The following is a 13893-nucleotide window of genomic DNA, read 5'->3' on the forward strand; positions in this document are numbered from 1 at the left end:
ATAGGGCAAGTGGGGCAGATATTAAAACCGCGTAGCGACGTTAGAAATTAGCCCCAACGCAGCTTGTGAAACCCTTGCCGAGCGTTCGGGGTCTGGGGTGTCCCCAGATAACAAACCGCGTAAGCGACTGCCCTTGCCCCCGCTATACTTAGATTGCTGTGTGATATTCAACGAAGTCGAAAGTGGGGAAAGCACAGCGACCGAACCCCAGAGGGGACGAAAGGGGGAAAGCAATAAAACCGCGTAGCGACAATTGAAGAGAGTTTGTTCTGTCTCTGGTGCGGTGTGGCTCGTCTCTGTGCCTGTTGTGCTTTGAGTTGTTTTTGTGGGGGGTTCGTCCCCCTTTTTTTATTTAAAATTGGCGAACGAGTATAACTCAATTAAATATCAAAATAGGTTTCTATGGGAAATAGACAAAGTGTTTTAATTATCTTTACTTAATTATTTTCAGACTTTTAATTTTGGATTTTAATCGATCAATATCTAGTGAATCAATATCTTTTAAGTGTTTCTGAAGTTCACTTCGGTACTCATCAGATATGTTTGGATCGTTAACGAAGTGTCGTGCAGAATTCCCCATCTTCTTAAGTTGTGGGATGAATGCACGACAAATAACAAACTGCGCAGCATCCAATCAAGATTCTTTTCCACCTGACTGATTATCAATATACTGTTTGATGACTTCTAATGGTGCGCCGCCACAAGAAATAATACACTTGGAGTCATGCCATAATTTAGCATTTTTCCCCCAGTAATGTTGAGCTATTTCCTGGGGGTATTTTTTTCTCAAAATCCTGCTACTTGCAGATTTGAGAGAAGATACCAAATTAGAAATATTGTTATTTGGATGTAAGTCAATAAGCAAGTGCAAATGGTCAGCTTCACCCTCGCAATTAGACAAAATTGAGTAGTTAGATTCTAGAATTCTTTGAAATACTTTTTTGGCATCCTTAATCATCTCCTTAGTCAAAACTTGGCGACGATATTTAGTCACAAAAATTACGTGCAAGTGAATAGAAAAAACAGAGTGTGAAGCTTTTCTTAAGCTAGTTGACATGACATCGACTGATTGTGATATGCTTTATCTTATCGACTGAAACATTAAATCTATTAAATCACATATGGCACTTAGAAGATACACATTTCGGCTGTACCCAAACAAGACTCAAGAAAGAGAATTGTTTGCTGCTCGTCGTCTTCATGGGTATCTCTATAATGCTTGTATCGCTCATCGCCGCTTTGAGTGGAAGAAAAATCAAAAAACTGTTGACTATTTTCAACAGCAAAACTGTTTACCAGCATTCAAAAAAGAATGGGTTGAATTTGCTTATCTTCATTCTCAAGCTTTGCAGTCAACAGTAAAAAGGGTTGATTTAGCCCATAATTCTTTTCTAAAAGGATTAAGAGGCTTGCCAAAGTTCAAAGCGATTAGAAATTATTCAGGCTGGACATATAGTTCTAGGTCTGGTTGGAAGGCTAAAACCAACGGTAAGCACGGCGTAGTTACTCTTAATGATTTAGGTATAACCCTGAAAATGAGAGGACAAGCAAAATCTTGGTGTACTCCAACTACGTTAACCATTGTTTATAAGCCAAGCAAAAAACAGTGGTTTGCCAGTTTTACTTGTAATGTTTCAGTTGAACAAGCAAAGTTTGGTTCTTTGTCAGATTTGAAATATGAGTCAATAGTTGCTTTTGATTTGGGTACTGCTACTGCTATTACTTGCTTTGATGGTAAAAAGTTTGAGGAAGTATCTAATCCTCGTTTTACGAAAAATACAGAGAAGAAAGTCAAGCAAGAATCAAAAAAACTCAGAAGAAAACGCGCACCAAATAGAAAGAAAAGCATAAAAGCTTCAAATCGTTGGAAAAAAGCACGAAGACAAGTATCAAAATTACAGCGCAAAGTGGCAAATCAGCGTGCCGATTGGCAGCACAAAATTACCTCAGACATAGCAAGTCGTCATGACATCGGGGTAACTGAAAAGCTAAATACCAAAGGCTTAACACGCAAAGCAAGACAAGGTAGCAAACGTAAGAAGCGCGAAAGTGCGGTCTTGGGGGTTTCCCCCATGAGCAACTTTCGTAAGAAGCAGAAAGCAGGACTTAATAAGTCTATACTTTCTGTTGGCTTTGGCACTCTTAACCAAATGATTGCTTACAAAATTGAAGCCAAAGGCGGTTTGCTACTTCGATTAAACACGAGAAGAGTCAAACCTAGTCAAAGATGCCCTAAATGCGGGACGGTACATAAAGACTGGGCTAACTTGTCTAATCGCTATCATATTTGTGATAGCTGTAATTTTGAAATTGAACGTGATCGAGGTTCTGTACTTGTCATGTATAACGTTGCTACAAACCAGCAACAGGGGTGTGGGACGCATCTCTCAGACAGTGGATGTCTAAGCTCTACTTCCTTGACTAGTAAGCGTAAGCATACTGGCTCGATGAAGCAACTTGGGCAGATGAAACGTCAAAAATCACAACGCAATTCCAAGGTTCATGGGAAACCCCATCGCCTTGCGTTGGGGTAGTTCATTGCGTTTTATTAACCTTTCCCGAGCTTTTTTAAATAAAGTATCAACTTCTTTATCACGATAATGATTCCTCAGTAATACCCATAGAAATGAAATTAATACTGTAATTGAGGGGGCTGTATATTGCAATATAGGTTTCGCAATATTTGTATCGGGAAGTTGATTTGCAAGAACAGCTATTATAGTACCACCGCCTGCTCCCGCATAACTTGCACTAGAAGATTGTGACTCACTTTCTTCAATAGAGTCTTTCTTGATATTCATTCGTATCGACTTTTACTAGAATTTAGTTAGAAAGTTTTTTCAAGTGAAACAAAACTATTACTATCATCTTCTGAAAGGAAAGCTGAAAGCTTCTCTAGCGATGTAGTGTGATTGTCTAGTTCTGAAATTAACTCGGAAAACTTCTCTGGGCTTTCTAAATCTAGTTCGACGAAATTATTATCTTTAAATTCAACACGAATTTTAGAGGTAGCATCCTTACTCTTAATTACATTATATTCACGAATCTGATCCACCAAGGACCAACTGGCTTTACCTAAAGCCAGACTAGCTATAATCAACGTCAAAGAGATAGGGTCTATCATAATGTTTAAGTGGGACTTGAAAGTAGTAAGGGTAAACTAATTTACAAAAATTGTAATATTGAAACCCTATAAAATATACGTTTAATATAAACGCTTGTTTCGAGTGTAACACGTATAGCTTGTCTTAAATTATGATGATACTTATATTTCATAAAACTACTGAAAACAACAATGTAGCCGCAAAAAATATAAACGACCACTATAGTATCCTTGTTTTTTCTAAATATTGAATTGTTGATTATTAGTTATTCAATGGATGCGATCGCAACATCCACAACAGCCAATAATTATTAAATCTGCAAATTACTTACACCCAGTATGTCTCGCTAATCGCTCGATTAATTACGGCTTGCCTTCAAGTGCGGAAAGTTTAGCACAGTCAGTCGCTCACAGTTTGTTGTGGCTATCTTTTTCTTGTTTTTAAGGTAGCCACTTCTGTTTATTTGGGTCGCTCGTCGTAACCTCCTCTCTCCCATTGTTCGCTTGATGCCCGTGCTTTCTAACATCGGGGTGTGTCGGCAAGCCTAGAATACCTGTTTTGTCTCGCTTCGCTCGGTTTGTTTATATGTGTGCGATGAATGTGGTGGTGCGTCCTGGTCTTTGTCTTCTGTTCCTGGTGGCTGCTGGTGGCTCGGTGTTTCTGTTCCTGCTCCCGCGCAGTTGTCGCTTTTTTAGTCCTCTTGCTCTGTCGCTTTTTCTATCTCAGAGGCGATCGCTTTTCGGGCTACTTCCTGCCAATCTTTAACTACTCCAGCTTTAATCGCTGCTTTCATGCTGGATGGCAATCTTAGAGTCATTTTCTCGTTACAAGGCTCATCCCAATCAAACTTTTGTTTGAAACCATACTTAGCTATTTCTGGGTTTCCCCCTGGTCTACCTTTAGGCATAATCTCAAATCTAAATGTTCATATATATTAACACGTCGGACACATAAAAATAACTTATTAGATGTACGTCAAACATACTATATTTCGATGTCTTTAATGAGTCGGACATATTATAATAAAGATTAATCGAGGTAGAAACCAGCAAAGTATCAAACCTCGATTAAATCCAAATCAAATCAAATCAATTCAGACAATTAACATGATAAATCAAACGATCAAAGTTTCCCCAAAAGGAAGCTTCAAAGTCACGCAACTATGCGAGAACGTAGCTATCTGCGAAGCTACTAAAGCTGATCGCCATAATTGGGGCAATGCGACAGATACCGACCCAGCTTTTATAGTTTATTTAGGCTGCAAAAAAGACGAAGTAGCCGAAAAAATCAGATATATCAATAACGCTCTAGGCTGCTACTGGTGCGAGGTTCGCCAACCAAAGTATCTCAAAGATTTTGAAGCTGAAATCAAAATCAGAGGAATGCAAAGACATTCAGATGATGAAACCAATGGCTTAGATTTTTTGCTTTGGGCTGAAAACGATTTCAATCATATCGAATCAGACGAGTATAGCTACTACGCCACAGGCTATAAGCCCCGTTGGTAAAGCTTTCTATGCTCTGTGACTAGTTGAGAATGCTAGTCACTTTATTTTCATTCTCCCTACATAAATTCTAGAAAATAATTCATCATGACTCAGAAAACAGACCGATACACCATCTCTCTATCCGATTGCCTTGAAGACATCGCCGAAAACTTCATCTATGCAGAGAGCGAATACAGTCACGTCCCGCCCTTCGTCTTAGTTCCTATCATGTTTGAAGCGGTAAACGATTTAATTGACGAGTTCTCAACTAATCCAGAGAAATATATTAGCGATCGCTTGAGAGAAAAGATAGATGAAGCTGTGAGCGAATATTTAGCAGCAGCATAAATTGAACAGTCATGTGTGCGACGCAGTGAATTTTTTTTCGCTCCCTGAAGTAAGGAAAACGAAAAATTCTGTATTCTGCGAAGGAAAAAAACGCGCCCATGACTCCCCCACATTCCAACTTTCGCCACGACATCAAACGTAAATTCAAGAAAATTCAAACAATGGCAACTAAAAAATCAAATCAATTCAGCGTATTTGGTACTCGCCCCGATAATGCTATCTGTCTTCCCGACGTTCCTTACTCAGTAAGACTCAACTGTAAGGATGGGGGTTTGTTTGTTGGTGGAAATGAAGCCCAACACCGCAAAACTAATCCTGACCAAAAGATTGATATTAGCATCATCAAAGTTTCTAAATTCTTCGGCACTTTGGGCAAAACTGAGAATGTTCTCTGGCTTCAGTTATTTTTTGTCCCTTGTTCTAACGTTGACTCTTCAATACTTCCTAAAAATACCGTTTGCTGTAGCTATATCAAAAAGCAATCGATCGCTCATCTGTTCAATAAAGTTCAAGAAGTGATGGAACATGGCGATCCAGGACTAGGAATTTTTACCCTCGGTTTCAATAAGGAAGTAGGAGACAAAGGAACTTACTATACCGTCGATTTTGATTGGAGAGAACGAGAATCTAAAGAGGAAAAAGATCAACTGGATCTGATTGCTAATTTTATGTCTGCGTACCAAGAACAGTTAATCGACATCGAAGCAACTCGTGATTTAACTTGTGTCGATGGCTGGACAGCCCAACAGTTACAGGCATTTACAGCACAAAGACAAGAGTTAGCTGGAAGTTCAACCCATAGCTTACCTGCTGCTTAATTATCTTAGGCGATCGCCTGACAAGCGATCGCTTTATCCCCAAAAAAAAACATTAAAACTATGACTACAACAAGACTCTGGGAATTATCGGACGAAATCCAACAGCTTGAGAATGCGATCGCGACTATCGCAGACGATGAGACTTTAACCGACGAAGAACGAGAAACCAAGCTCCAAGAAACCTTTAATCAATGGCTCGAAACTGGAGAATCATTTAAGAGTAAAGCTGAACAGGTAGCTAGATATATCAAGCATCAAGAAGCCCTCGCAGAAGCCAGAAAAGCTGAAGCTAGAAGGGTTCAAACTTTAGCAAAACAAGCTGAAAATGGCGCAGCGAGACTGAGAAAATATCTGATTGATCAAATGATTCGCTCTGATGTTCAAAAAATTGATGGCGCAACGGTCAAGATTAGTTTGAGGAAAAAACAGCCCCAGGTGTTGTTAAATGTTCCTCCTGAAAAATTACCCGCCGAATATGTCCAAGTTAGCTACAAACCAGATTTAACCAAAATTAGGAAGCTGCTTAAGGTTGATGCTCAAGGTGCGATTGGTTGGGCTTTCCTCTCTGAAAATCAAGAATATTCTGTAACTATTAGATAATTGTTTGGCTGTGGCGATCGCAAAAAAAAGGAAAATTACTGATAATTTGGGAAAATTGAGCAAAACAGTAAGAATACTGATTGCAAAATCAGCCAAATTGCCTAGATTGGAGGCTGATATATTCCACAATACAAGATGTAATTTAAATGACATCTTCAGCCAAAAATGCCAGTCACAATCGCTCAAATTCGTGGAAATCTACAAAATGTCAAAAAGATCTATGAATAATACAGAATAAGTGCAAATAAAGCTATACAATAACCCTATATAAAAGCGAAAACAGTTGCCGTACTTTGGTAGGTTTGACAACTGCTCTCTTTTAAACCCAACCGCCTTCTCTATTGAGATAGGTGGCGCGGTTTCGTGTACAAATATTTGAGCCACGCCTAAATTATGCCACAAACGAAGGTTGAAAAGAAGTTTTTTCGTAAAAGAGTAGCGAAAAACTGGCAAAAATTCCGAGAAATAATTGTCGAAAACCTTATTTTTAAAGGGTTTCAGGTCTTACAAAAAAATATTGCTGGAGGCGTTGAGTAATGCAGTTAGCAATATTTGATACTCCAGTAATCAAAATAGAAAGTCTCAAGACTAAATTCGATACGATTGTTGTTTCTAACTCCTTTGTAGCTCTTATCGGCGACTATATCGAAGCTCGGATAGTTCAGCAGCTTCATTACTGGAGTTACTCCGAGTACGGCGTAATCATCAATGATATTCGTTGGATTTACAAACCGATTAGAGAATGGCTCAGTGAAGCGTTTATCGGTTTTAGTAGCTGGCAACTAAGAACAGCGATCGCTTCTTTAGTCAAGAAAGGCATTTTATTAAAAGAGCATTTATTTAAAGAACATCACGGTAATAATTATGCTCCTAAGAATCGCACCTATTACTACAGTGTGAACTACGAGGAATTAGAAAAACTATTTCGAGAACAAGAAATGGCTGTAACTACTGAAAACGTCAGTTTTGTGAGTTCAACAAAACAGTTTTGTGAAAGCTCCGAAAAACAGTTTTGTGAGAGTGCGAAAAACAAAACAAAGAATACTTCCATAGAAAACATTTCCAGAGACTTATCCCACCCTACCCTCCCTTGTGAGGGTGAAGAAAAAAAAGACAATTACCAAGAAAAAGAAGTTTACTTTAGTAATCTTGAACTACCTAAGATTTCAGAAGTTGATTCTGTTAATCCGAAAGTGATTGAAAAAGAAACTAATGTTGGGCGAGTTGAAGAAAACATCAATCAAAACATAAGTACTGATAAAAACTCAAGACAACAAGAGACAAAAGAAGTACAAAAATCCGAGCGACCATCACCAAAATTAAAAGTCACTCCTACCAAGCAGAAACGAGATCAGGAAGCCCCTTGGCAAGATGAAGCAGAAAGATCTCAGTTTTATCGGGAATTGATTCAAGCATTGCCTATCGTGGCTAACTCTCATTCTCCCCAAGGATTAGCTAAGACCATCATTGCTCAACTCAAACGCGGGGAAGAACATACTTACTGGGATGATTTTAAAGCAGGATTGCCTATCGGTACATCGACTAAGCCTGAGTGGGAAGTTGAACCTGGTGTCCCCTATCCGATGTTTATCGAGTACCTAACCGAGAAAATTATCAAAGGAAACAACACTCAAACTCAAGAGCAAGCCCGTAATGAAGTATTTCGGATACTAAGCCAGCCGAGACAAGCAACAGCCTTCTGGGGTCAATTTAAGCGCAGTGTGGTTAATGTTTCCGAGCAGGTAGAACGCGATCGCGCCCTTGGTGTCAGCAATCCTAATACTCCTGTTTGGACGAGAGAACGAATTGAACCCTCAATTGAAGAAGCATCTGCTGCTGGTGACAAGATTATTGCTGTTAACAGCAATGTTTCAGCTCCTATAGAAGCTGCGAGGAATCTTCAGTTAGAGAATTTTGAAGAATCACCATCTAAGTTTTTAGAGATTTCCGCTCCTTGGACGGATGAAGATGATCAAGAAAAAGAAAAGACATATTCGGCAACTAAATCCAAACCAATTAGTGACTTAACAAAATTCCTAATGACCAAAGCCCTAGAAGATCCTAGTCTCAGAAAATTTATCCAAAAGATGCCCGTTGGTTCCAAGTCTGAAGTCAAAGTCACAAGTAGCGCCAAGAAAAAGCTAAAAACCAATATTAGTCAGATGTCTGTTGCCGAGATTAATGATTATCTGTCTAACCCCATAACTAGCAAACAGATTATGCCTCAACTTTGGCATAGTGATTATGAATTCATAACGAACGAGTTGGGAGAAATAGTCGGGGTTAAAGCACCGCCACTAGTCGAGGAGTAGTCAACCTTTCCCAGCTTGATCACCAGACGTAGAATAGGCGATCGCTTTATAAACTAGCAGGGGAAATTGACGCACCTGTATTGGCTTTATCTCAGGTATCTAGGGGAGTAGAACAGCGACATGATAAACGCCCCATGATGTCCGATTTATCTCAATCAGGAATTTTAGAAATGGTGGCAGATAACATTATCTTTGCCTATAGAGATGAGTATTACTATCCTGATACTATGTACCCTAATATTCTAGAACTGATACTGGCTAAGGCTAGACATGGGGATACGGGCAAGATTGAACTGTTGTTTGATAAGTCCTGCGGGATGATTGATAGTTTGAAGGCGTATGAGTTTAATTGATTGTTGGGAATTTTTGGGGGCGGTTAGTGGCAAGAGTGGAGAAGTTAGAGGCTGAGAAAGTGCCAGTTAGAGAGATCTTGAAGGTTTTGAGGAAGATGAGAAAATAATTTAAAACTAATCTGAAATAACTAGTAAAAATGGTAGTATTTTTGAAGTGATAAATCTTGGCTCAATAATACTACTACCGTGCAGAAAACTTTCTCTCCTCTGTTGCAGATAAGTCTGTGTACTTTTGGCTATCTCTACGCCACTACTGATATATCTTTAGCTCAAGTTACCCCTGATGGCACAGTTAATACTCAAGTGAATCAGAATGGTAATGTTGCAGAAATAACGGGAGGGGAAACTAGGGGCAGTAATCTGTTTCATAGCTTTCAAGATTTTTCCGTTTCTACGGGGAATGAGGCTTTTTTCAATAATGCTACTAATGTTTCTAATATTTTCAGTCGAGTAACTGGTGGGCGTGCCTCTGATATTGATGGAACGATTAGAGCAAACGGTAATGCTAGCTTGTTTTTAATTAACCCCGCAGGAATAATGTTTGGTGAGAATGCGCGGTTAGATATTGGTGGTTCGTTTTTGGGGACTACCGCCGACAGTATTTTGTTTGAGGATGGGGAATTTAGCGCAGCAGATTTAGATAATCCTCCTTTGCTAACAGTAAATGCGCCGATTGGTTTGAATTTTCGTGATAATCCTGAACCTATAAATATTGAGAGACAACCTCCAGGTTCAGCAGATTTTAATCCAGCACCTTCTTTTGATGATAATTTATTTGGCTTGAGAGTCCCTGATGGTAAAACATTTGGTCTAGCAGGAGGAGATATTACAGCCGATGGTGGAGGAATAGTTGCAGTCGGAGGCAGAGTTGAGTTAGGTGCAGTTGGTGAATCAGGAACACTAGGAATAAATTTTGAAGGCGATAATATTAACTTCGATTTTCCTGATGACTTAGCTAGAGCAAATGTTTCTCTAATTAATAATGCAGGTTTTCTAGTGTCGGGAAGTGGCGGAGGAGATATTGCAATTACTGCTAATAATATTGATATCTTAGAGGGTAGTGGTTTATTTGCAGGAATTTTTAGTGGCTTGGGTTCTGCTAATGCTCAAGCAGGAGATATTACACTTCAGGCTAACGAATCGGTTACAGTTGATGGCGTAACCGAAGATGGGGACGTTTCAGGTATTTTCAATCAGGTAGATTCAGATGCAATTGGCAACTCTGGAACACTTAATATTGATACTGCTAATCTTTCAGTGACCAATGGTGCTCAAATTGGCTCTAGTACTTTTGGTTTAGGAGATGGAGGAACAATATTGATTAACGCAAGTGAATCCGTTGTGTTGGAAGAGGGGGACAACAATAACTTTACCTCTATTTATAGCAATGTAGAATCTAGCGGGATAGGTAATAGTGGTGGCGTTAATATTATTGCCGAGCTACTTGAAGTTAATCAAGGGGGGCAAATTCAATCAATCGTGTTTGGTGGAGAAGGAAATTCGGGAAAAATTATAATTGATAGTAATACCGTTTCTTTAGATGGACGCAATGTCAATGATTCTCCCAGTGGTGCTTTTAGTCTTACCACTGAGGGAGGTGTGGGCAATGCTGGTGGATTAGAAATAACTGCTAATTCGTTTTCTATGACCAATCGCGCTCAGATTCTCAGTAACACAGCAGGAATGGGTAATGCTGGCAATGTCGATATTTTTGTTGAAGATGAAGTAAATTTGGTCAACTCTAGCATTCTTGCAGAAGTTACCGAAGGAACTGGTATGGGAGAAGGAGGTGACATTAATATAGAAACAACTTCTTTACTACTTCAAGAGGGTTCTGCATTGCTAACTGATACAGAAAATATTGGAAATGGTGGAAATATTAATATCGAAGCTAGCGATCGCGTAATTTTGGAAGGAGAAGGTCTTGGAGCGTTTGCCAATTCTACAGATATAGTCCCTAGTCAAATCACCGCTACAGTAGATGATTTTGAGGGCGTGATAGGAGATGGAGGTGATATTAATATCTCCACGCCTTCTCTTACCGTGAAAGATAATGGATTTATAAGAAATAGAACTTTTGAAGAGGGAAATGCAGGTAATTTGACTATTGACGTTCAAAACTTGACTGTTATTCAAGGAGGAAGGATTGATGCCAGTACATTTGGAGAGGGAAATGCAGGTAATTTGACTATTACAGCCTCTGAAATACAAATAAGTGGTTCTGATGGTAATTTTCCAACGGCTATTTTCGCGAGTGCGCTTAATGGCAATGGAGATGCTGGTAACTTAACCATCACTACTGACAAACTAATTATGAGAGATGAAGCAGTAATTGATGTTGGTAATTTTCCAACGGCTTTTTCTGGTGAAACGCTTCCCGAACCTGGTACTGGTGCTGCTGGAAGTTTAACTATTGAAGCTAATTCTATTGAAGTCAACAATGGAATTATTAGCGCAGCTAATGCTAATGGTGTAGGTGGTGAACTTGAAGTAAATGCAAATTCTTTGACACTTGAAAACGGTGCATCAATCTTAGCAGAGACTACTGCCAATACTGGTACGGGTGGAGTTATCAACTTGAATATTGATGGCACTTTACAAATGCGTGACAATAGCTTGATATCTAGTCAAGCAACTGAAGGTGCTACTGGTGGTAACATTGATATAAACACCGAGTTTATTGTTGCTTTCCCCAATCAAATAGCTGGAAACGGTAGCGATATTATTGCTAGTGCAGTAGAGGGAGATGGAGGCAATATTAATATCACTGCGGAATCTTTATTGGGTATCAAAGAGGGAATGGCTATAGAAGGAAACCAAACTAATGATATTGATGCTAGTTCGGAGTTTAGTTTGGATGGTAGTATTACTATTAATACTCCAGATATTAATCCCATTCAGGGAGCGACCGAACTACCCACAAATATAGTCGTACCTGAAGAAACGGTAGCGCAAGCTTGTCGAGCCAATCGCGAGATAGCAGCAAAAAACGGATTAAATATTACAGGCAAAGGTGGTATTCCAGCCGAACCAGGAATACCCTTAAATTCTCAAAACATCGCTATCAATGGTTCAACCAATCCAACATCAACCATCCCCGCACCGATTGAAACTGCTCAAGGCAAAATCCAGCCAGCCAGAGGCATTAAGTTTACTGAGTCAGGAGAAATAATTCTAACTGCCTATCGAACTAATAATTCAGGAGAAAGACTGCCCGAAATCAAGCCCAACTGTAGCTAGTTTTAAATTTATGAGAGTCAGAGCGGGTCGCCTAAAAGATTGATGCGATCGCTCTAATTTTTACAGGCGACTTTTCAAGCAGTAGCGATTGAAGTTTAAACTGGGTTGTAGCTGAAAATTCTCAATCCCACGAATCCAACTAACACGACCAAACCCAGAGTTCTGCGGAAATAATTGACACCCTGAAATAATTCAAGCCACGCCCAAGTAAATAGAGAACCAAAGGCTATTAAGTCTAACCCCACGTTAGTCAAACCACTAGTAAAAATTAGCTTGAGCAAACTAGCTACACCCCAGACAAGAATAGGTGGGTTTGGTGGTTGAGCGATAACAATATTACCATTGCTGTCACGGAAGAATTTATCGAACAGCGTCTCTTTTTCCATAGTCTTAGTGAATTGTATTTATCATTTAGTTTCACAGTAAAAAAAAAGATAAACACGGTTCTTTAGAGAGATTTTCGGCGAATCGATAGTTGTAATTTTTACCTTTTAATTTCTCCTTAAATCTCATATACCAAGGCACGCTGCTTGACCTGCTAATGGCGCGATCGCTTTGGTAAAAAATCAAAGCGGATTGCCCAAAAAATCTATGCGATTGCGCTCCGCGCACTGGCGGAGCGCCAATCGCCAGTCTAAAAAGAGCAGGTATGTTCCTAAGAGTAAGCGATCGCAGATAGAAAAAATGAATGATGAGAAAGTCTCAGTTGAAGAAATATTAAGGATTTTGAATAAGCGTCAAATTTAACCTTTTTTTCTAGCTGTTACCAAAAAACCACGGGCTATATCTAGAACTTCACGGGGTGGAAATTTATACTTAAAGCGACCAAAATTAGCTGTATCGTCTCCAAATTGAACTACATCCGCTTGCCATCCGAAGGATGCAAACAATTTTTCGGGTTCATCAAATCCAAAGAGCCAATATTTAGCCAAGCCGTTGTCGGATTTTTGCATTTTTTCATTCAGTACATCCGCACCCAAAAAACTGCCATCGGTACTTAAATCTGTAATCGTTTTCAGCAAATCACAAGCATCTGTTTTAGTCAAATAGTATAAAACTCCTTCTAGCAGCCAAATAGACGGGCTTTTAGTTTCAAATCCTTTCTGGAGTAGTTTCTCTGACCAAGACTCTCTCAAATCAATAGGTATTACCTGTCGATGACAAATTGCTGGAGTTGAATCTAGAAGAGACTCTTTAAGTTGTATTACATCGGGTTGATCAATTTCGTACAAATACGTGTCAGGATGCCACGGGAGACGGAAAGCTCTAGTATCCATTCCTGCTCCTAAGATAACTACTTGGCGTATAGAAGAAGCAGAGGACATTAAAAAATCGTCAAAAAAGCGAGTTCTGACTGCGACAACTGGTCTACCCCTATCTTCGTATTCTTGAGCGCGAGGTGCAATTTCAGCTATGATTTCTGCTCCTGCTAGTTTTTCGGCTAAAGGATCTGAGAATAAACGGTCTGGTCTTTGGTGTTCAATGGCACGAACAGCAGCCATATATCTAGAAGTTAAGCTTACTTTATTCTGCATTGGCAAGTTAATTACGTCATATCCTTAAATTTACAGTAACCCTCCAGGTCTAAGTCGAGCGAGCGACCGATTATTTCTCTCGTCTTATCAGTATTG

14 protein-coding genes and 1 pseudogene are annotated in these 13893 nt (G+C 39.4%); 9 read left to right on the forward strand and 6 right to left on the reverse strand.

Features of this window, described 5'->3' with window-relative positions; all coding sequences use genetic code 11:
* Nucleotides 1–634 precede the first annotated feature (634 nt).
* The gene (gene tnpA / locus PLEUR7319_RS0100695; protein WP_019503279.1) at nucleotides 635–1057 is read right to left on the reverse strand and encodes an IS200/IS605 family transposase; all 423 of its coding nucleotides are present in this window, start codon (nucleotides 1055–1057) and stop codon (nucleotides 635–637) included.
* A 64-nt stretch (nucleotides 1058–1121) separates the two neighbouring features.
* Here tnpA and PLEUR7319_RS33660 point away from each other — a divergent pair, with 64 nt between their 5' ends.
* Nucleotides 1122–2534 (forward strand): RNA-guided endonuclease TnpB family protein, encoded by a 1413-nt coding sequence (locus PLEUR7319_RS33660; protein WP_019503280.1) that lies wholly within the window; start codon nucleotides 1122–1124, stop codon nucleotides 2532–2534.
* Here the strand turns inward: PLEUR7319_RS33660 and PLEUR7319_RS40390 are convergent.
* The 3 genes from PLEUR7319_RS40390 to PLEUR7319_RS0100710 all read right to left on the reverse strand — a co-directional run bounded on the left by PLEUR7319_RS40390 (nucleotide 2481) and on the right by PLEUR7319_RS0100710 (nucleotide 4011).
* Nucleotides 2481–2801 (reverse strand): hypothetical protein, encoded by a 321-nt coding sequence (locus PLEUR7319_RS40390; protein WP_144054207.1) that lies wholly within the window; start codon nucleotides 2799–2801, stop codon nucleotides 2481–2483. The genes PLEUR7319_RS33660 and PLEUR7319_RS40390 overlap by 54 nt on opposite strands.
* A gap of 26 nt (nucleotides 2802–2827) precedes the next feature.
* Nucleotides 2828–3124, reverse strand: coding sequence for a hypothetical protein (locus tag PLEUR7319_RS0100705; RefSeq protein ID WP_019503281.1), 297 nt, complete (start codon nucleotides 3122–3124; stop codon nucleotides 2828–2830).
* A 671-nt stretch (nucleotides 3125–3795) separates the two neighbouring features.
* A complete protein-coding gene (locus PLEUR7319_RS0100710) occupies nucleotides 3796–4011 on the reverse strand; it encodes a hypothetical protein (RefSeq protein ID WP_019503282.1) in 216 nt (71 codons plus the stop codon).
* A 199-nt stretch (nucleotides 4012–4210) separates the two neighbouring features.
* Here PLEUR7319_RS0100710 and PLEUR7319_RS0100715 point away from each other — a divergent pair, with 199 nt between their 5' ends.
* From PLEUR7319_RS0100715 to PLEUR7319_RS0100750, 8 genes and pseudogenes are all read left to right on the forward strand, one after another.
* Nucleotides 4211–4612, forward strand: a complete 402-nt coding sequence (locus PLEUR7319_RS0100715) for a hypothetical protein (RefSeq protein ID WP_019503283.1) — start codon at nucleotides 4211–4213, stop codon at nucleotides 4610–4612.
* Nucleotides 4613–4696: 84 nt separating this feature from the next.
* Nucleotides 4697–4939: a hypothetical protein gene (locus PLEUR7319_RS0100720; RefSeq protein ID WP_019503284.1), complete on the forward strand. Its 243-nt coding sequence runs from the start codon at nucleotides 4697–4699 to the stop codon at nucleotides 4937–4939.
* 98 nt (nucleotides 4940–5037) lie between these two features.
* Entirely contained in the window at nucleotides 5038–5757 is a 720-nt protein-coding gene (locus PLEUR7319_RS0100725; RefSeq protein WP_019503285.1) for a hypothetical protein, read from the forward strand.
* Between the two features lie 60 nt (nucleotides 5758–5817).
* Complete coding sequence (locus PLEUR7319_RS0100730; protein ID WP_019503286.1) at nucleotides 5818–6357, forward strand: siphovirus Gp157 family protein; 540 nt, start codon at nucleotides 5818–5820, stop codon at nucleotides 6355–6357.
* A gap of 393 nt (nucleotides 6358–6750) precedes the next feature.
* Nucleotides 6751–6894 (forward strand): hypothetical protein, encoded by a 144-nt coding sequence (locus tag PLEUR7319_RS42400; protein ID WP_019503288.1) that lies wholly within the window; start codon nucleotides 6751–6753, stop codon nucleotides 6892–6894.
* Nucleotides 6894–8669 carry a hypothetical protein gene (locus PLEUR7319_RS0100740; protein ID WP_019503289.1) on the forward strand — a complete coding sequence of 592 codons (1776 nt, stop codon included), beginning with the start codon at nucleotides 6894–6896 and terminating at the stop codon, nucleotides 8667–8669. Before PLEUR7319_RS42400 ends, PLEUR7319_RS0100740 begins: the two co-directional genes overlap by 1 nt.
* Before the next feature lie 38 nt (nucleotides 8670–8707).
* Nucleotides 8708–9022 (forward strand): annotated as a pseudogene (locus tag PLEUR7319_RS0100745) (DnaB-like helicase C-terminal domain-containing protein); the annotation flags it as partial.
* A 186-nt stretch (nucleotides 9023–9208) separates the two neighbouring features.
* A complete protein-coding gene (locus PLEUR7319_RS0100750) occupies nucleotides 9209–12262 on the forward strand; it encodes a filamentous hemagglutinin N-terminal domain-containing protein (protein WP_019503291.1) in 3054 nt (1017 codons plus the stop codon).
* 95 nt (nucleotides 12263–12357) lie between these two features.
* Here the strand turns inward: PLEUR7319_RS0100750 and PLEUR7319_RS0100755 are convergent, their stop codons facing one another.
* Nucleotides 12358–12648, reverse strand: coding sequence for a hypothetical protein (locus PLEUR7319_RS0100755; protein ID WP_019503292.1), 291 nt, complete (start codon nucleotides 12646–12648; stop codon nucleotides 12358–12360).
* Between the two features lie 357 nt (nucleotides 12649–13005).
* Nucleotides 13006–13797 carry an SAM-dependent methyltransferase gene (locus PLEUR7319_RS0100760; protein WP_019503293.1) on the reverse strand — a complete coding sequence of 264 codons (792 nt, stop codon included), beginning with the start codon at nucleotides 13795–13797 and terminating at the stop codon, nucleotides 13006–13008.
* Between the last annotated feature and the right edge of the window lie 96 nt (nucleotides 13798–13893).

This window comes from Pleurocapsa sp. PCC 7319 (genome assembly GCF_000332195.1).
Lineage (GTDB): Bacteria > Cyanobacteriota > Cyanobacteriia > Cyanobacteriales > Xenococcaceae > Waterburya.

Coding starts and splice junctions, on each gene's coding strand:
- tnpA (WP_019503279.1), bottom strand. CDS start 1,057: ATGTCAACTAGCTTAAGAAAAGCTTCACACTCTGTTTTTTCTATTCAC.
- PLEUR7319_RS33660 (WP_019503280.1), top strand. CDS start 1,122: ATGGCACTTAGAAGATACACATTTCGGCTGTACCCAAACAAGACTCAA.
- PLEUR7319_RS40390 (WP_144054207.1), bottom strand. CDS start 2,801: ATGAATATCAAGAAAGACTCTATTGAAGAAAGTGAGTCACAATCTTCT.
- PLEUR7319_RS0100705 (WP_019503281.1), bottom strand. CDS start 3,124: ATGATAGACCCTATCTCTTTGACGTTGATTATAGCTAGTCTGGCTTTA.
- PLEUR7319_RS0100710 (WP_019503282.1), bottom strand. CDS start 4,011: ATGCCTAAAGGTAGACCAGGGGGAAACCCAGAAATAGCTAAGTATGGT.
- PLEUR7319_RS0100715 (WP_019503283.1), top strand. CDS start 4,211: ATGATAAATCAAACGATCAAAGTTTCCCCAAAAGGAAGCTTCAAAGTC.
- PLEUR7319_RS0100720 (WP_019503284.1), top strand. CDS start 4,697: ATGACTCAGAAAACAGACCGATACACCATCTCTCTATCCGATTGCCTT.
- PLEUR7319_RS0100725 (WP_019503285.1), top strand. CDS start 5,038: ATGACTCCCCCACATTCCAACTTTCGCCACGACATCAAACGTAAATTC.
- PLEUR7319_RS0100730 (WP_019503286.1), top strand. CDS start 5,818: ATGACTACAACAAGACTCTGGGAATTATCGGACGAAATCCAACAGCTT.
- PLEUR7319_RS42400 (WP_019503288.1), top strand. CDS start 6,751: ATGCCACAAACGAAGGTTGAAAAGAAGTTTTTTCGTAAAAGAGTAGCG.
- PLEUR7319_RS0100740 (WP_019503289.1), top strand. CDS start 6,894: ATGCAGTTAGCAATATTTGATACTCCAGTAATCAAAATAGAAAGTCTC.
- PLEUR7319_RS0100755 (WP_019503292.1), bottom strand. CDS start 12,648: ATGGAAAAAGAGACGCTGTTCGATAAATTCTTCCGTGACAGCAATGGT.
- PLEUR7319_RS0100760 (WP_019503293.1), bottom strand. CDS start 13,797: ATGCAGAATAAAGTAAGCTTAACTTCTAGATATATGGCTGCTGTTCGT.